Source organism: Bifidobacterium vansinderenii (assembly GCF_002234915.1).
GTDB lineage: Bacteria > Actinomycetota > Actinomycetes > Actinomycetales > Bifidobacteriaceae > Galliscardovia > Galliscardovia vansinderenii.
Genome location: NZ_NEWD01000027.1, coordinates 1 through 17,174, shown reverse-complemented (window position 1 = coordinate 17,174; position 17,174 = coordinate 1). Strand labels below are relative to the sequence as shown.

The following is a 17,174-nucleotide window of genomic DNA, read 5'->3' as shown; positions in this document are numbered from 1 at the left end:
AATCATCATGGCTGATCCAGCACTGGCATGGAAGCCGTTGGGCACGCTTAAAGGCCCGAAAGGGGATACGCCCACCGTCGCGGCGGCGACCACGGCCACGGCCGGCGTGGTCAAACGCGCCGAGGACATCACCCCGCTCGCCGACAACGCGTCACTGGCGGACGTGATCGCCAAGGTCAACGAACTCCTGACGAAGGGTGACGCCGCGGGTTTTTTAGCCTAACGGAGCAGGTGAAGAGCCGTAACTTGCTCCGCTACGGTCCCGCCACCGGAAACGGGCTCACCGCTACCGTCAATACTGATGGGTCTCTGCATATCAGTGGTACGCCGACTGCCCAGTGGGGTGGTATCCGCTGGCCGCAGGAGTTGACCGTGTTCGCGGGCAGGACGCTGCGGATCAGCAGCAGCGTGTCGGGCACGAGCCCCGGCCTTAACGTGGTGTTCGACATCTACGACAAGGACGGTACCGTGGAGTACCTGTCCGGCTCGCAGTCGAAGACCGTTCCCGCCGACGCGACAAGCGTCCAGTTGCGCGTGCAGACCACACTCGCCACGCCCGAGCCCATGGATTTCGACCTGAAGGTGCAGGTCGAGGAAGGGGCAACCGCGACCGAGTGGGAGAAGCCCGACACGACGGATTACCTCGGGGGGGGGCGTGCGTAGCTAGCCGCAACCTGCTGAGGTATGGTCCGGTCACTGTGAATGGTCTGACCGTCACGGTCACCGATCTGGGTGAGCTGCATGTGTCGGGTACTGCGGGCAAACCGTGGTCCGGGGTCAGGTGGGATCAGAAGCTCACCGACCTCGGGTTGAAGCCGGGTGACACGGTGATCTACTCGCCGGGCACCATCCCTGACGGGTATGACGTGTATCTGAGCGTGTGGAACGACACGACGCAGAAGAGCGAGGCCATGCCCAAGGGCACGGCGTACGTCATCCCTGACGGTGTGACCCTGTTCCAGCTGCGCGTGCAGATGAACGGTGTGAGCAAGCCGATCGACGCGACGCTCCGACCCCAGTTGGAGTTGGATGACACGGTGTCGGATTGGGAACGCCCGGACGTGACGGACGCTTCGGGGGGGGGCAGTTGGGATAGCGGCCTAGCCGCGAACCTCTGGCCGCTGCCGACGCTTCCCGCGTCCAGCAACTAAGAGGGGAGGTCATGGTGGATGGCTGACATTCCCGGCTACCCCCACGGCTGGGGCAGGAGCACCAGACACTGGCGCGAGACGGTCAAACCCTACTGCCTCAACAGAGACATGCGATCGAACGCTCCATGCCACATCTGCGGACAACCAATCGACTACCACGCAGCACCACAAACCCCAGACGCATGGGAACCCGACCACGATCCGCCACTCAGCGTCGCGCCACAATACGGCGAAGACCCGGCCCACATCCTCCCCAGCCACTGCAGCTGCAACAGAAGCCGGCAAAACAAGGCCCTCAACAACAACCAAATCGGACAACCAAGCGAACAATGGTAACCGGGTAAGGGCGGTCGAAATGTTGACACCGGATCGACGGAAGACTGGCGCCGGCAGTCTTCCTCTCTCCCCGTCATGTTCGGAATACCAGTGGTATGGCCGGGGAACGGCTTGATTTCAACGTTTTCGAACTTTTGAGGCGTTGGAAACCTTGGTTTTAGAAGGAATGGGGGTGATTCGTCATGGCGTTTGGACGGTTGCGCGGTGCGGTGGAGCGTTCCATCAGGGCCGCGAAAAAGGCTGGCCGTCTGGATCTCGACGCGAACGCGGCCATGCTGTGCTCCATCCGGTATCAGGCTGACCTAATCGATGCGGAACATGGTGACGTGTCTTACAACGTGTGGCGTACGTTCAATTCGACGTGCGCTCAGCTTGGTTTCGACATTCAGAAAAACACGTCGTCGGCGCAATCGACCCCCACGGAGTCGGTTGCACCACGAAATGATTTCGAAGAATTTCTGAGCAGGCGGAAGGCATGATCGGAGGGGCGACGTGGTGGAATTACACGGTTGCACTGAGCCGCGCCTGTGGACCAAGCCGCTTCGCGAACTGTCCGAGGAATCAAGCCTCGGCTATGAGGTCATCGATTACGCGGAGCATGTGCTGCATGTGTCGTTGCGTCCGTGGCAGCGTTGGCTGCTGATTCACATGCTCGAGTTGCGGGAGGATGGCTCCTACCGGTTCAGCAAGGTCATCATTCTCGTCGCGCGTCAGAATGGCAAGACCACGCTGGGCGCGGTTTTGGCTGACTGGTGGCTGCACGTTGATTCCCGCCGCCACCCGGATCGGGTTCCCCCCGTCGAGTTTCTGATCGTCGGCGTCTCCCAGTCGCTGGATAATGCTCGTGAACCGTGGGATCGTGTGGTTACCTGGTGCAATCCTCTGCCGCGGAGCATGGCCGAGCAGCAGCTGGTGATTCCCGCGTTGCAGGAGCATACGCTGCCGATCAGCTTTACGAATGGCAAGGAGCACATCACCGCCGACAATCTTGCCTCCTACGAGATCCGTGCGGTCAAGTCGGCTCGTGGTAAGCCGGCGGCGCGTGTGCTGATGGATGAGTTGCGTGAGCAGAAGACGTTCGACGGTTGGAACGCGGTCGAACCGACCACGTCATCGTTCTGGAGTGGCATGCTGGTCTGCCTGTCGAATGCCGGCGATGCCACTTCGGTCGTGTTGCAGAAGCAGCGTGACGCGGCGTTGACGCAGATCGATGAGTTCGAGCAGAATGTCGGTGCCGGATTGATGACCCCGGCTGAGTATGCCCTGCAGCGTCCTGAGATGTGTGACACGGGATTGTTTGAATGGTCGGCGCCGGATGGGTGCGCGTTGGATGATGAGGCGGCGATCCGCCAATCCAATCCGTCGATTGGGTTCGGTGGCAAGTCGGTTGCGTCGGTGCGGTCGAAGATTCAGGGCATGACCGAGGCCGGCTATCGGACCGAGTATCTCTGCCAGTGGGTGACGGCGGACGTGGAGCCGCCGTTCCCGCAGCCGGCGTGGCTGGCCGGCGTGGATCCGGACTCGCACCGCGCCGAAGGGGCCCCGACCTATTGGGGAGTGGATACGAGTGCCGATCGCGGGTATTCCACGATCGCCGTGGTCTCGAAGCGTGATGACGGGAACTGGCATGGTGAGATCGTGGCCCGCCGTCCGGGTATCGATTGGCTGATCCGCTGGTTCCGTGAGCGTCCCGCGAAGCACTATCGTGTGGCATTCCAGGGCAGGGGAGCGCCGGTCAGCTCGGTTGCCGAGCTGCTGCATAATCTGCCGAATGTGGAGACTGTCCCGGTGACCGGTCCGGATGTGGCCGCGTCGTTTGGCCGCATGTGGGACGCGGTGTCGGCGTGCGAGCCGGGTGCGAAGTCGGATTCGTTGAAATTGTTCCATCGTCCGTCTCCCGTGTTGGATGATGCGGCGAAGATGAGCGCGACGAGAAAGCTGGGTGATGGCGCGTGGGGTTTGGACAGGCAGAAAAGTCTGGTCGACGCGGCGCCGCTCATCGCATTGGGTATGGCGTTGTGGCTCGCGGAGAACGAAGGACGTCAGTCGTCGAAACTGTATCCAAGCGCGTATGCCGGGCGTTCCACGGGATTGCTCATGGTCTAGGAGGTGAACAGATATGGCGGTTGTTAATGGTCGGATAATCGATCTGGTCAACAACACGCATGGCGTGCGTGGTGAGAGGCCTGAAACGCTGTATCAGACTCAGCCTCACCTGCGTACCGTGATCAGTTTTCTGGCGTCGAACGTCGCGCAGCTACCGTTGAAATGCTATCAGCGGAACGCGGACAATGATCGGGAGCGTGACACTGATAGCGTGCTTTCGCGACTTCTGCGCAATCCGAATCCCGATATGACGGGCTATGAGCTGATCTACGCGCTTGTCTCGGATCTTAAACTCTATGACGCTGCCTATTGGTGGGTGTATCGGGATGCATCCGCACCTACGGGATGGGTTATTCGGCAATTGCCTCCGTCATGGGTTTTGACAACCTATTCGTCTAACGGTTTCGGGCTTGACGCCATCGATGTGAAGAATCCCCTCAATGGTGCTCCGCCTGTCCATATCGAGTTCTCCAATCTGATTGTCTTCCATGGCTGGAATCCATGCGACCCACGTTTTGGCAGCACGCCAATCGAGGCGTTGCGGCAGATTCTCATGGAGCAGTTCAGCGCGTGGCGTTTCCGTGAGCAGGTCTGGGAGAACGGAGGCCGGTTCGACAAGTACATTTCCCGTCCGGCTAACGTGCAGCCATGGACCGACGCGCAGGCGGAACGGTTTAAGACCGACATGCAGGAGAAATGGACAGGCAATGATGGTTCGAGCGCTGGCAAGATGCCTGTCCTCGAAGACGGCATGACTATCAACTCGGCCGAGTTCAATGCGAGGGAAGCCCAGTGGCTGGAGACCACGAAACTGTCCCTGCAGACCGTCGCCAGCGTCTACCACCTGAACCCGACGATGGTCGGCGCGAGTGAGGGCGCCACGTACGCGAACGTGCGCGAGTATGCGCGCATGCTGTACACCGACACGCTTGGCCCCGATCTGCGGATGATCGCCGACCGTATCAACATGCGGCTTCTGCCCATGCTTGGCATGCCTAGCAACGAGTATGTGGAGTTCGACATTCAGGCGAAGCTGTCCGGCAACTTCGAGGAGCAGGCGTCGCAGATCCAATCCAGTGTTGGTGCGCCGTGGATGACCAGGAATGAGGCTCGAGCGCTGGCGAACCTGCCGCGTGTCGATGGTGGTGATGAGATGATCACCCCGTTGAACGTGCTGGTCGGTGGTCAGGCGTCACCAACCGATTCGGGTGATGGTGTGACCCCTGCCGACCCGTATGCGTCGAATGCCGGCATTCCGGAGTCCAAGTCGTTGGGTTTGGTCGGGCGTAAGGCGCGAGGCCATGCGACAGCGGAACAGGCGGATGAGATCGCCGACGTGCTGCGCAATTTTTTCAAACGCCAGCGCAAGTCGATCATCGCCGCATTGGACGCGAAGAAAGGCCAGTTCGAGTTCAAGGCGAACGAGTCCCCCGACTGGTGGGATCAGGAGCGCTGGGACCGGGAACTCGCCAAGGACCTGCAGCCATTCGTCGTCTCGCAGTCCATTCAGGCGGCGCATGAGGCGCTGCGGAATCTCGGTTTGGATCCCGACTCGTATGACAAGGATCAAACCGTGGAATATCTCACTCGTCTTGCAGCGGGGAGGGCGCACGGTATCAATCTGGTGACGTTGCGGCAGCTGATAGCGGCGATCACGGGCGACCTGTCGGATGATGCCGTGAAGCATGATCCGGCTGGCGTGTTCGACGTGGCGGAAACGTCGCGCGCTGCGACCGCCGCTGTTGGCATCGCCACTGCGGTGAGCGGTTGGGGCACCATGGAGGCGGCTCGCCAGCAGGCTCCAGCCGAAACCACCAAGACGTGGATCGTTACGTCACGTAATCCCCGTCCATCGCATGCGCGCATGAACGGCCAGACAGTCGGTTATAAGGAGACGTTCTCGAATGGCGCCGAATGGCCGGGCGATCGGAGCGCACTGGGCGTTGACGAGATCGCAGGATGCACGTGCGAGGTCGAGATCACCATCCCCTAGGAGGAAATGATGTTGCAGAAGGATTTCACATTCCAGGTCAAAGCCGATGAGACTGGCGGGGATGACGGTGGCACGCTCGTCGCCTACGCCAGCACATTTGACCGCGACCCCGACTCGTATGGTGACGTGATTTCACCCGGCGCATTCACCGAGACCCTGCAAAAATGGAGGGATTCCGGCAATACGATCCCCCTGCTGTTCGGCCACCGCGTCGACGACCCGTCAATGAACATTGGAGGCGTGACCGAGGCAGTGGAGGATGATCGTGGCTTGAAGATCACCGCCAAGTTCGACGCGGAGAATCCGACAGCCCAATACGTGCGCCGTCTCGTCAAGGAGAAGCGTCTGTCCAAGATGTCATTCGCGTTCGACGTGCTGGACGACGGGGAAACCACACTGGACAACGGGTTGAAGGCGCATGAGCTGCGCAGACTTGACCTGTTCGAGGTGTCATTGGTGCCGATCCCGGCTAACCAGCATGCGGACGTGCTCGACGTCAAATCCGGGGTTAAGACCGGGCGAACGTTGAGCGCGAAGAACGAGGACAAGCTCCGTCAGGCACTGGACCTCCTCAAGGAGGTCGTATCAACTGTCGACTCGGAAGACTCCGAGCCGAAAAACGACAGGAACGTAAACGATTCCAGTAACCCGGAGGCCGTGAAATCCGGTAACGGGGAGGCTGGGGCCGTGAGGCGCAGCGCTGTCGATGACATTAACCAACTACTCAAGAAATCGGAGGAAATTCGATGAATGAGATCGAAAAGCGCCGCGCCGCGCTGCAGACCGAACTCAAGGGCCTGCTGCCCAGAGTGCAGGAGGGCGACGACTATGCGCTGAAGCGTGTCGAGGAGATCAAGGAAAAGGACATGCCGAAGCTGGAGAAGGACGCGGCGCAGGCCAAGAGCGTGCAGGACCTGCTCGCCCAGTTCAAGCCCGACGACACTCGCAGCATGGGCGACCCGCAGGGCGGCACCGGCACCATGAACCGAGTGAAGTCCCTTGGTGAGCTCGCCGCGAAGAGTCTCGACCAGTCCGGTTACCGTAAGGGCGCCGGCCGTGTCGATGTGACCACGCCGGAGTTCAAGGCGAACACGGATGTGGTGTCCACCCCCGCGTCGCTCGCCCCCGCACTGACCACGGTCGACACGAATCTGGTCCTGCAGAAGCGTCGTCAGCTGGTCATTGCCGACCTTTTCGGCACTGAAACCATTTCCGGCACGAGCCTCACCTATTTTGTGGAGGGGCCTGTCGAGGGTGATTTCGAGACCGTGGCCGAGGGCGGGCAGAAGCCGCAGATCCACTTCGGTGATCCTACTTCGGTGACCGAAAGCCTCAAGAAGATCGCCGCATTTTACAAGGAGACCGACGAGATCCTCGAGGATCTGCAGTGGCTCACCAGTTCGATCGACAACCGTGCGCTCTACATGCTGGGCCTGTATGAGGAGAATCAGCTGCTCAACGGTGACGGCAAGGGCACGAACCTGAAGGGACTGCTCAACCGCAACGGCATCCAGACCGAGGCGTTGGAGGCCGGCGAGACCAACGCGTTCGATGCGCTTTTCCGCGCGACCACCAAGGTGTCCGAGCAGACCAAGTTCGCGGCTGACGGCATCGTCATCAACCCGGCCGACTATCAGACCCTCCGCCTGAACAAGGACGCGAACGGCCAGTATATCGCCGGCGGTCCGTTCACCGGCCAGTACGGTCAGGGTGGAATCCTGCAGAATCCGCCGCTGTGGGGTCTGCGCACCGTCGTGACCAGCGCCGTGCCTGCCGGCACCGCCGTCGTCGGCGCGTTCAACCAGGGAGCGAGCCTGATCCGCAAGGGCGGCGTTCGCGTCGAGCTGACCAACAGCAACGAGAACGATTTCACAAACAACCGGATCACGATTCGTGTAGAGGAGCGTATCGCCCTCGCCGTCCGTTACCCGGCCGCGTTCGTCAAGGTGTCCACCGCTGCCGTTGCGGCGAACCCGGGAGCCTGACAGGGCGACCGCGAGAAATGAAAGGGGATCACGTCAACTGGCGTGATCCCCTTTCTCGTTGAGGATTGGAGGATCTGCAATGCGCGAATATTCCTACAACGGTTCGACGTTTTTGTTTGACGCGGATCATGTGCCTGCCGGCGCAGTGGAAGTAAATCGGCCCGTGCCAGTGGAGACGGCTGACGATAGTGAGCCGGATATCCCGAGCGACAAGCCTGCGCATACGCGTTCCAGGCGCGTGCGGAATAAGGCGGCTCGATCATGAAGCGCCGCACCACATGGGGGTACGCGGTCGAGACAGGTGATGATGGCGTGATTCCGCCGATCATCACAGGCGAACAGTTCGCCACCGCGACGAAGAACCGGTATTCGGCGTCTGACCCGACCGTCCTGCAGGCGTTGGACGCGGTCAGCATGGCGGTACGACGCCACTGCGGCTGGCATGTCGCACCGGTCCTCCAATGCGAGTGGATTGGGCAAGGTGACGGCAGCCGAATTATCCGTCTTCCCGCGTTGGAGATCACCGGCATCACCGCCGCGTCCGACAACGGCGAGCAGCTGCGCACCGGTGACATCGAATGGCGATCCGACGGTCTTGTGAAACGGTTGAATTTCACCCGCTGGTCACGCCGCTGGGGGAGCGTCACCATCGACTATACGGCGGGATTCGAGGCCGATCAGATCATGGACCTCGTCCAGACGGTCGCTCAGATCACCGCGTCGAACCTCGCCGCCGCTGCCGGCGTGCAACGCGAGCAGGCCGGACAGGTGAGCATCACCTACAACCAGACGGCACCCGGCGTATCAGGCGGCATTACGCTGCTCGACCGCGACAAGGAGCTGCTGGCCCCCTTCCGTCTGACCCGATCATTCTGAGGAGAGGGGAGCCATGCTTCCGAGCTTTTGCACGGACACGGTGAGCGTGTTTCGCGCCCCGCTGGTCGAGGATCGCGGCGCGCAGATCAGAGATTGGAACCACGCCACGTCACACGATATCGGCGGCTGCAGTGTGCAGCCCGCCAACACGTCGCTCATGCTCGACCAGCCGCGAGAGACGAACACGGTGATCCGGTTCACGGCTTTTCTGCCACCGGACGCGGACGTCGAACCGGGCGACAAGATCATCTACCGGAATCGCGAATATGCGATCGACGGCGAGCCGTTCCACTGGCCGAGCGCGACCGGCAACCTCGACTACACGCTCCTCAACCTCGTCGACTGGGAGGGCTGAATAATGCCGACCAGAGTACGGATCCAGTTCAACTCGGCTGGATTCCGATCGATTCTCAACGCTCCGAAAACATGGGAGCTGATCGACCAACAGGCGAAACGTATCCGGGCTCGTGCCGGCGAGGGATTCGACGTCGAAGGCCCCAAGGAAATGGGCTTCGGCGGAGGGCGCCCCGGCGCGTACGTGGTCGCGGTCACCAATCAGGCCAAGGCCTCGGAGGCGAGACACAAGACATTGAGTCGCGCGGTAGGAGGTGGCTGATGGTCACATGGCAGCCAATCGATGTGGAGGATCTGCTGCGCAACGACCTGCTGCGCATGCTCCCAGATGATGTGCATGTTGCCGCACCGCCATTGCCACGCGCACTGGCTGGCACTCTCCCGTATGTGCTGCTGACTCGTGTCGGCGGCTCGCGCGTGAACATCGTCATGGACGCTCACCGCGTGAGCATCGACGTGTACAGCACGTCATGGTCGGCGGCAACCTCACTGGCTGACATGGTCGGGGGCGCCGTCGCTCAACTGTCGAATGCCCCGCAGCGTGTCGGCGACTGGCGAGGATCCAACATCATCACCCTCCCGTATGCGAATCCCGATCCCGATCACCCCACCATCCCCCGCATGACGCTCCTCGTGGAGCTGATGCACCGGTCCAACGTCATCCCGTAAATCCCACACATCTACATAAGGAGCAAAATAATGGCAATTGATGCAACCAAGGTTCTGGTCGGCACCCCCGATCAGGACGTGACCGGCGCTATTCTCACCGCGCCGATCGGCACCCCGCTGCCGACCAGCATTGACGACGAGCTGGATCCCGCGTTCGTGGACTCCGGCTATGTCAGCTCGGATGGTCTGACCCTGACCCCGGACGCGTCGACGAACGACATCAACGAGTGGGGCGGCGCTTTGGTGCGTCGAATCCTGCAGACGTTCAATGGCACGCTCGCATGGTCGTACATCCAGACCGACATCGACTCTTTGAAGAACACGTTCGGCGACAACAACGTGGAGGTCACGGCCGCGGCGAACGCGCAGCACGGCCAGCAGATCCGCGTGAGCATGGGCGCACGCCTCCCGGAACGCAAGAGCTGGGTGTTCAAGATGAAGGACGGCAACGCGCGCATCATGATCGTCGCCCCGGACGCGCACCCCACGTCGTGGGATGACATCACCTTCGCGTCGTCGGACGCCGTCTCATGGCCGATCAGCCTGTCCACCTACCCGGACAGCACGAACAACTCGCTGTACCTCCTGTTTGATGATGGCAAGACCACTGCCGTGCAGGACACGACCGTGCACGCCGCAAGCGTGACCGTCACCCCGACCACCGCCGTGGTGGACGCGACCAAGACCGTCACCCTCACCGCCAGCGTAAAGCCGGACAACACGACCGACAAGACCGTCACCTGGTCTAGCGACAACACGAAGATCGCGACCGTGGCGAACGGCGTGGTCACCGGTGTGGCCGCCGGCACGGCGCACATCACCGCCACCACCAAGGACGGCGGCAAGACCGCTTCCGCGACGGTCACCGTCAACGCGGGAGCCTGACATTCCGGGCCTGCGGGGGTCCTTTCCTACCTCTGATCCTCCCCTCGCAGGCCCACCCTATTTATTCGAGGAGCAGAGGTTTGAAAACCATGGATCGGAGGAACACACATGGTCGTCAACATTGTCATACCGGAGACACGATGGTTCGAATTCACACTCCCCGGCGTGGACGGCGTGCACCGATTGCCGATGCAGGAGGGCCTGTCCAAGAAACTCGCACGCGCGTACGCCGCCGTACCGGCCGCACCGGACCCCGACACGGCCGCAATGGACTGGATGGACAAGGTCTTCTCAACCTACTGCCCGGAATTGAACTTGGATGACATGCCGATGAGTGTCACGAGGGCGCTCATGGAGGCATGGACCAGCTCGTCGGAAACTGATCTGGGGGAATCGCCGAGCTCGTCCGACTCTGCGACGAGCACTCCGCAGCAGTCGACTACGATCTCCTCACTCGCACCGGATACACCATCGCAGATATCCCAGACCGCCTGACCTGGACGGCGTTCGCGCATTTCGTCCAATGCTTGGACGCCGACAGTCGGCTCGTGCGGGAACTGTATCCGGAGCGGGCCGGTTGGACGATGCACATGATGCTCCTCGCCACGCTGGTCGATGCGGTGAACCTGTGGCGCTGGGAGTACGCGGTCAGCAATACGCCGAAGGGCAAAAGGAAGCCGCCGCGTCCGGAGCCGATACCCCGTCCGGGCGTGAAGTCCCGCATCAAGCATTGGGGCAGGGGCGCGATCCGTCGCAGCCGGTTCGCCGACTGGTGGGCCACACACAAGCGCAATAAGTGAAAAGAGTATGGGAGGCTGGGCATGGCTGAGGGAACCGGAGTCGAGGTCGCGAAGGCGTTCGTCACGATCCTGCCCGCCATGCCGGGCATCCAACGCGAGATCAGCAGCGCTTTCGGAGCCGCCGGTACGGCCGCCGACAAGGCCGGACGCGAAGCCGGCAGCAAGTTCGAAGGCTCGTTCGCGCGCGGGCTGAAAGGCATCAGCGGGAGCCTGAAAAGCCTCGCCGGCATGGCCGCCGGCGCGCTGGCCGGTATCGGGTTCGCGGAGATCGCCAAGGACGCCGTCGAAGCGTCCGACGCGACCAAGAAGTTCGGCAACACGCTGAAGTTCGCCGGCAAATCCGACAAGGACATCCAGCGACTCACCGCCTCGACGCAGAAGTACGCGGACGAAACCGTGTATGATCTGAGCGACATCCAGAACGTCACCGCGCAGCTGGCCGCGAACGGCGTCAAAAACTACGACAAGCTCGCCGAAGCGTCCGGCAACCTCAACGCCGCCGCCGGCGGCAACAAAGAAACCTTTAAATCGGTCGCGATGATGCTCACGCAGACCGCCGGCGCCGGCAAGCTGACCACCGAGAATTGGAATCAGCTCGCCGACGCCATCCCCGGCGCAAGCGGCCTCCTGCAGGACGCGATGAAGAAGAACGGCGCGTACACGGGCAACTTCCGTGACGCGATGGCCGACGGTCAGATCACGGCCGAGGAATTCAACGACGCGATCATGCAGCTTGGCATGAACGACGGCGCCATCAAGGCCGCGAAGACCACGGACACGTTCGAGGGCGCGTGGGGCAACCTGCAGGCGTCCATCCAGAAGGGCGCGGTCGAGATCGTCAACACGGCCATGCCGATGATCACCAAATCCATGAGCTGGGCCGCCGACCGGTTCATGGACTTCGCCGCATGGTTCGAAAAGGCATGGCACGGGATCACCGACCTGGTCACGAGCGGCTCCGTGAGCAAGGAGCTGCAGGAGGCGTTCAATATCCCCGACACGGCGATCGGCCCCATCACCAGCACCGTGTGGAAGGTCCGCAACCTCTGGTCCGGGATGATCGATTTCATCAAGACCGGTGATTTCACGCAGGAATTCAACAACGCGTTCCTCGGCGTGGACCAGGATACCGTCAACTCGATCAAGGACAGTCTGTCCGGGATCCGCGACTCGATCAAGGAGTTCATCGATTCACTGCCGAAGCTCAAGGCGAATCTCGAGAAGACGAAACCCTCGCTGGACGGGTTCGGCGCCAGTCTCACCGTGATCGCTGACACGCTGAAGATCCTGAAACCGGTCATCGAGATCATCGGCAAGCTGGGCACCACGTTCAACAATCTGCCCGCGCCGGTCCAGTCGGGCATGCTGTACCTCGGCCTGTTCGCCCTTGGTGTCGGCAAGCTCGTCAAACCCGTCGTCAACGTGATCAAACTGGTCGGACGCCTCGGCAAGAGTATCGTCGGCGCGTTCAAGTTCGTGTCGAAGATCCCCGGCAACGTAGGCAATGCCGTCAGCAAGATCGGCGGCAAGCTCCGTGATCTGAAGGCGTTCATCGACCTGCTGCCCGACTATCTGACGGACATCGGTTCGCGCATCTCCGGCGTGTTCTCCAAGATCAAGAACATCAAGCCGCCGGCATGGCTGTCCAAGCTCGGATCCGGTATCGGCAACGTGTTCGGCAAGATCGGCAGCGGGGTCAACAAGGGGTTCGAGGGATTCGGCAAGTTCATGGCCCGCATGTCCGACGGGCTCGACTCGCTGACCGGCAAGATCACGGGAGGATTCAAATCCGCCCTGTCCAAGGCGGGTAGCCTGTTCGACGATCTCGCCAGCAAGGCCGGCAGTGCCGTATCGAAGATCGGCAAGGGATTCACCCAGCTCGGCAAGAGCATTCCCAGCACGCTGTCCAAGGGCTTGTCCAAGGTCGGCTCGCTGCTCAGCAAGATCAAACTCCCGCCCGCGTTGACGAAGACGCTTCCTAAGCTGCTCGGCAAGGGAGGCGGCAAGCTTGCCGGTGTTCCCGGCATGCTCGCCGGCATGGGCATCCAGGAGTATTTCAACTGGTCCGACAAGTCCAAGACCACGGGACAAAAATATTCGAGCATGATTTTCGACGACATGCTCGGCAATGGGGATCCGATCAGTAATCTCCTGCAGTCTGGCGGTAGATTGTTTGGATTGGACACGAAGCTCGCCGACGTGATGGACTCGTCCGGCGCCAGCGCGGAACTCGAGAAGGAGTTCACACAGGCCATCGACACGGTCAGGGCCAAGTGGTCGGAGCTGGTCGAATGGTTCAAGGGGCTCCCGGAGCAGATCGGCAGCGCGTTCAGTCAGATTCCGACGATCGTGGGCGGCTGGTTCACGGCGGCGGTCCAGTGGGTGCAGTCCACGTGGACTGGCGTGACAGCATGGTTTAGTGGACTGGTCCAGCAGATCGGCGGCGTATTCGGCAGCATTCCGGGTATCGTCGGCGGCTGGTTCCAGTCCGCGTGGGGCTGGGTGCAGGGCGTCTGGTCCGGCGTCGCCGGCTGGTTCAGTGGCGTCGCCCAGTCCGTCGGCGCGGCGTTCAGCAGTATTCCCGGCATACTGGGCAATTGGTTCCAGCAGGCGTGGAACTGGGTGAACCGGATCTGGAGCACGGTTACCGGCTGGTTCCAGGGCGTCGCACGATCGGTTGGCGACGCGTTCAGCGGTGTTCCCGGCAGGATAGGCGGCCTGTTCCAGGCGGCGTGGAGCTGGGTGTCAGGCATCTGGAATGGCGTATCCGGCTGGTTCCAGTCCAACGTGTGGGGGCCGATCCAAAGCGGTTTGAACGCGCTCGGCCGAGCGTTCCAGTCCACCAAGGACTGGATCTCTCGCAGCTGGGACGCGGTCAAGGAGGCCGCCGCAAGCCCGGTACGCTTCGTCGTCAACACGGTCTACACCAACGGCATCAAGAAGGTGTGGAACGGTATCGCCGACAAGCTTGGGCTTGATCTGAAGCTGCCCGACGTGAGCGCGAATTTCGCTCGCGGTGGCGTCATGCCCGGCTACACGCCCGGCCGTGACGTCATGTACGCGCACGTATCCGGTGGCGAGGCGATCATGCGTCCCGAGTTCACACGTGCCATGGGCAGGGACTGGATCGACCGGATGAACCTGCTCGCACGGCGTGGAGGCGTGCGCGCCGTCCAGAAGGCCACGGCCCCCGCGTACGCGAACGGTGGTCTGGTCGACACCGCCAAACAGGCGGCAAGCGCCGCCCGAAACGTGGTGAGCAAGGTCGAGGACGTGGTCGTGGACTTCATCGCCGACCCGGCCGGCTACATCACGTCGAAGATCGTCGACCCCGTGAAGGACTGGGTGAAGGGCCTGACTGGCGGCGCGTGGGGGCAGTTGATCGGCGCACTGCCCATCAGGGCCGCGGAGGCGCTGGTCGACAAGGCCAAGAACGTGTTCACGGCCGGTGGTGCGTTCGGCGGTCCGATCCAAGGATTCAACGCCTCGGCTGGTGTCGCCCAGTGGACTCCGCAGGTCCTGCAGGCGTTGGCCATGCTCGGCCAGCCGGCAAGCTGGCTCGACACCGTGCTGCGCCGCATGAATCAGGAGTCGGGCGGTAATCCGAATGCGATCAACCTGTGGGATTCGAACGCGGCTGCGGGCATGCCCTCGCAGGGCCTCATGCAGACCATCCCGCCGACATTCGCCGCGTATGCGGGACCGCTCGCCGGGCGCGGCATATTGGATCCGTTGGCCAACATCTACGCGGGCCTCAACTACGCGTTGCACAGGTACGGTTCGCTCGCGGCCCTGAACCGTCCGGGCGGCTACGCTTTGGGTGGCATCATCCCCATGCTCGCCAAGGGTGGCACCGTCACCCAGTCGGGCACGGTCATGGTCGGCGAACGCGGCCCGGAGCTGCTGCGTCTGCCGCAGGGTGCGCAGGTCCGCCCGTTGGAGCGTGACATGGATCGGGATGACGCGAGGATCGTCGACGCGATCAATGATTTCCGTGACCTGCTGCTCCCCGTGCTGCGCAACGGATTCGATTCCGGGCAGATCACGGAGCGTGACTTCGCGCGACTCGTCAGGAGGTACGCATGAGTGTGCTGGAGGTGACCTACTACGCCGCCAACGCCGTGGACCCCGACAGCGGATTCACCGGCATGAACATCCAACTGGACGCGGATCCCATCTGGGTGAACACGGGCGACTCACTGCGCGGCCACGAATGGCAGTACACGCTCGGCGCCAACAGTGCGACCGGCATCGCATTGGACGGCGCGCGCGAATGCGATGCCACCATGGACTGCATCGACTACGCGGCATGGGATCGGGCGCGCCGAGCGTTCGACGCCGACCTGCGCGCCATGCGCGACAACGATTCGGCCGACCCGGGCACGCTGATCGTCCGCTATGATCCGGTCGGCGGCACACCCACGCAGTGGACGGTCAAGGCCCTCATGGTCAAGGCCGAACCCCAGCAGATCAGCGCGTCCGGGCACGTACGCGCCAAACTCACGTTCCTGCTGCTCGGCTGGTGGCATCACCAGTTGGACTGGCAGCATTTCACTCCCAAGGCCACGACGGGCAAATGGCTGGACCTGCCCACGGACATGCCGTTCGACCTGATGCCACGCCTGGCACGAACGGTACACAATCCGGCCAGCACACCCATGCCGTTCCTCATGAAGATGCACGGTCCCGCCGTCAACCCCGGCATCAACTTCGGCACCAACTTCTACCAGGTGCTCATCACGCTGGACGAGCGGGAGACGATCGAGATCGACAGCGTCGAGGGGCAGCGCAGCGTGATCCTGCGCGGCTCGGACGGCCTGACCACGACCGATATCTTCGATAAGGCGGTCCGTGGCGGCGGCTTGGGGTCCGGGAACTATATCTTCGAGCCGATCTCGCCGGGTGACACGACGATCACCTGGTGGGGTGACTACGAGCTGGATGTCGCGATCGTCGAGGAGGATTCGGAGCCGCCATGGTCGATCTAGTCATCACGGACGCCGACCGGGTTCCCCGCTGGTCGGTGTCGAACTACACGCTGGATCTCGCCTACGGATCCGACGAGAACAGCTTTAAGCTGTCGGATATTCGCGTGCGCCCGGTGGCCGGCTCGCTGGTCATGATGGACGGGCGCGAATACGGCGGCCGCGTTACGAAGCTCAACACCGACGGTTCGGTTGAGGGGCCGACGTGGCAGGGGATCCTCGCTGACAGGATCATCCAGCCCGATCAGGGACAGGATTATCTGACCGTGTCCGGCAACGTGGACGATTGCATCCAGCAGATCATCCAACGCGTCAACCTCGCCGACCTGTTCGTGGGTGGCGCGCCATCCCGCGCGGAGATCCCACAGGTGACCAGCTACCGGTTCAACCGGTACGTGGACGCGTACACGGGGTTGCGCGCTCTGTGCAATTCGGTGGGTGCGAAGCTGATCATGGCGGAGCAGGATCAGATGGTCCACTGCTACGCCATGCCGATCCAGTCGTATGGTGATGCGATCGACTCGGATCTGCTGGATTTCGACGCGCAGCGTGACACGCAGCCGGTCAACCATCTCATCGGATTGGGTGACGGCGAGCTGCGTGATCGTATCGTCGTCCACCGGTACGCCGACAAGGACGGCAACATCTCTGATAAGCAGTCGATCACCGGCTTGGACGAGCGTATGGCCGTCTACGACTATTCGAGCGCGAAGCAGGAGGATCTGATCAAATCCACGGAGGACAAGCTCCGCGAGCTCCAGCAGCAGGGCGGCGTCAAAGCCACACTCCACGGCTACGGCGGTCTCCGCTTCGACATCGACGATCGTGTCACCGGCCGTAACAACCGGCTCGGCATCACCGTCACGGTCCCCGTCACGAAGAAGATCGTCAAAGTCAGCCGTGGCGTCATGAGCGTGTCCTACGAGTGTGGCGACAAGGCGGCCGGCCAGTCGGTCAGCCTCTCCGGCTCCGGCGAGACGGGCGGCGGCGGTACCGGCGGCATGAGCTATGTGGCCGGCGATGGCATCAGGATC

At 62.2% G+C, this 17,174-nt stretch carries 18 protein-coding genes; all 18 read left to right on the top strand.

The window, feature by feature from the left end; all coding sequences use genetic code 11:
* Positions 1–7 precede the first annotated feature (7 nt).
* Positions 8–223 (top strand): hypothetical protein, encoded by a 216-nt coding sequence (locus Tam10B_RS09370; RefSeq protein WP_093960986.1) that lies wholly within the window; start codon positions 8–10, stop codon positions 221–223.
* Between the two features lie 8 nt (positions 224–231).
* Entirely contained in the window at positions 232–663 is a 432-nt protein-coding gene (locus Tam10B_RS09365) for a hypothetical protein (protein WP_093960985.1), read from the top strand.
* 35 nt (positions 664–698) lie between these two features.
* Positions 699–1,151 carry a hypothetical protein gene (locus Tam10B_RS09360; protein WP_093960984.1) on the top strand — a complete coding sequence of 151 codons (453 nt, stop codon included), beginning with the start codon at positions 699–701 and terminating at the stop codon, positions 1,149–1,151.
* A gap of 518 nt (positions 1,152–1,669) precedes the next feature.
* A complete protein-coding gene (locus Tam10B_RS09355; protein ID WP_093960983.1) occupies positions 1,670–1,966 on the top strand; it encodes a hypothetical protein in 297 nt (98 codons plus the stop codon).
* A gap of 13 nt (positions 1,967–1,979) precedes the next feature.
* On the top strand, positions 1,980–3,593 hold the full coding sequence (locus Tam10B_RS09350; protein WP_093960982.1) for a hypothetical protein: 1,614 nt from the start codon (positions 1,980–1,982) through the stop codon (positions 3,591–3,593).
* 13 nt (positions 3,594–3,606) lie between these two features.
* A complete protein-coding gene (locus Tam10B_RS09345) occupies positions 3,607–5,586 on the top strand; it encodes a phage portal protein (protein WP_093960981.1) in 1,980 nt (659 codons plus the stop codon).
* A gap of 6 nt (positions 5,587–5,592) precedes the next feature.
* Positions 5,593–6,336, top strand: a complete 744-nt coding sequence (locus Tam10B_RS09340; protein ID WP_093960980.1) for an HK97 family phage prohead protease — start codon at positions 5,593–5,595, stop codon at positions 6,334–6,336.
* Positions 6,333–7,571 (top strand): phage major capsid protein, encoded by a 1,239-nt coding sequence (locus tag Tam10B_RS09335; protein ID WP_093960979.1) that lies wholly within the window; start codon positions 6,333–6,335, stop codon positions 7,569–7,571. The genes Tam10B_RS09340 and Tam10B_RS09335 overlap by 4 nt, the downstream gene beginning before the upstream one ends.
* Positions 7,572–7,832: 261 nt before the next feature.
* Positions 7,833–8,447, top strand: a complete 615-nt coding sequence (locus Tam10B_RS09330) for a hypothetical protein (RefSeq protein ID WP_093960978.1) — start codon at positions 7,833–7,835, stop codon at positions 8,445–8,447.
* Between the two features lie 13 nt (positions 8,448–8,460).
* Positions 8,461–8,802 carry a hypothetical protein gene (locus Tam10B_RS09325; protein ID WP_093960977.1) on the top strand — a complete coding sequence of 114 codons (342 nt, stop codon included), beginning with the start codon at positions 8,461–8,463 and terminating at the stop codon, positions 8,800–8,802.
* 3 nt (positions 8,803–8,805) lie between these two features.
* A complete protein-coding gene (locus Tam10B_RS09320; RefSeq protein WP_093960976.1) occupies positions 8,806–9,063 on the top strand; it encodes a hypothetical protein in 258 nt (85 codons plus the stop codon).
* On the top strand, positions 9,063–9,470 hold the full coding sequence (locus Tam10B_RS09315) for a DUF3168 domain-containing protein (RefSeq protein WP_093960975.1): 408 nt from the start codon (positions 9,063–9,065) through the stop codon (positions 9,468–9,470). Before Tam10B_RS09320 ends, Tam10B_RS09315 begins: the two co-directional genes overlap by 1 nt.
* A gap of 30 nt (positions 9,471–9,500) precedes the next feature.
* Positions 9,501–10,355, top strand: a complete 855-nt coding sequence (locus tag Tam10B_RS09310; RefSeq protein WP_093960974.1) for a phage tail tube protein — start codon at positions 9,501–9,503, stop codon at positions 10,353–10,355.
* A 108-nt stretch (positions 10,356–10,463) separates the two neighbouring features.
* The gene (locus tag Tam10B_RS09305) at positions 10,464–10,850 is read left to right on the top strand and encodes a hypothetical protein (RefSeq protein WP_093960973.1); all 387 of its coding nucleotides are present in this window, start codon (positions 10,464–10,466) and stop codon (positions 10,848–10,850) included.
* A gap of 95 nt (positions 10,851–10,945) precedes the next feature.
* Positions 10,946–11,155 (top strand): hypothetical protein, encoded by a 210-nt coding sequence (locus Tam10B_RS09300; protein WP_093960972.1) that lies wholly within the window; start codon positions 10,946–10,948, stop codon positions 11,153–11,155.
* Between the two features lie 21 nt (positions 11,156–11,176).
* Positions 11,177–15,241, top strand: coding sequence for a tape measure protein (locus tag Tam10B_RS13600; RefSeq protein WP_093960971.1), 4,065 nt, complete (start codon positions 11,177–11,179; stop codon positions 15,239–15,241).
* A complete protein-coding gene (locus Tam10B_RS09290) occupies positions 15,238–16,143 on the top strand; it encodes a hypothetical protein (RefSeq protein ID WP_093960970.1) in 906 nt (301 codons plus the stop codon). The genes Tam10B_RS13600 and Tam10B_RS09290 overlap by 4 nt, the downstream gene beginning before the upstream one ends.
* A partial coding sequence (locus Tam10B_RS09285; protein WP_093960969.1) for a hypothetical protein occupies positions 16,131–17,174 on the top strand: 1,044 nt, incomplete at its 3' end. The genes Tam10B_RS09290 and Tam10B_RS09285, both read left to right, overlap by 13 nt.

Bases quoted from the DNA above. Each gene is read 5' to 3' on its own strand.
- Tam10B_RS09370 (WP_093960986.1), top strand. From the start codon at position 8: ATGGCTGATCCAGCACTGGCATGGAAGCCGTTGGGCACGCTTAAAGGC.
- Tam10B_RS09335 (WP_093960979.1), top strand. From the start codon at position 6,333: ATGAATGAGATCGAAAAGCGCCGCGCCGCGCTGCAGACCGAACTCAAG.
- Tam10B_RS09340 (WP_093960980.1), top strand. From the start codon at position 5,593: ATGATGTTGCAGAAGGATTTCACATTCCAGGTCAAAGCCGATGAGACT.
- Tam10B_RS13600 (WP_093960971.1), top strand. From the start codon at position 11,177: ATGGCTGAGGGAACCGGAGTCGAGGTCGCGAAGGCGTTCGTCACGATC.
- Tam10B_RS09320 (WP_093960976.1), top strand. From the start codon at position 8,806: ATGCCGACCAGAGTACGGATCCAGTTCAACTCGGCTGGATTCCGATCG.
- Tam10B_RS09290 (WP_093960970.1), top strand. From the start codon at position 15,238: ATGAGTGTGCTGGAGGTGACCTACTACGCCGCCAACGCCGTGGACCCC.
- Tam10B_RS09345 (WP_093960981.1), top strand. From the start codon at position 3,607: ATGGCGGTTGTTAATGGTCGGATAATCGATCTGGTCAACAACACGCAT.
- Tam10B_RS09355 (WP_093960983.1), top strand. From the start codon at position 1,670: ATGGCGTTTGGACGGTTGCGCGGTGCGGTGGAGCGTTCCATCAGGGCC.
- Tam10B_RS09305 (WP_093960973.1), top strand. From the start codon at position 10,464: ATGGTCGTCAACATTGTCATACCGGAGACACGATGGTTCGAATTCACA.
- Tam10B_RS09325 (WP_093960977.1), top strand. From the start codon at position 8,461: ATGCTTCCGAGCTTTTGCACGGACACGGTGAGCGTGTTTCGCGCCCCG.
- Tam10B_RS09315 (WP_093960975.1), top strand. From the start codon at position 9,063: ATGGTCACATGGCAGCCAATCGATGTGGAGGATCTGCTGCGCAACGAC.
- Tam10B_RS09310 (WP_093960974.1), top strand. From the start codon at position 9,501: ATGGCAATTGATGCAACCAAGGTTCTGGTCGGCACCCCCGATCAGGAC.
- Tam10B_RS09300 (WP_093960972.1), top strand. From the start codon at position 10,946: ATGATGCTCCTCGCCACGCTGGTCGATGCGGTGAACCTGTGGCGCTGG.
- Tam10B_RS09330 (WP_093960978.1), top strand. From the start codon at position 7,833: ATGAAGCGCCGCACCACATGGGGGTACGCGGTCGAGACAGGTGATGAT.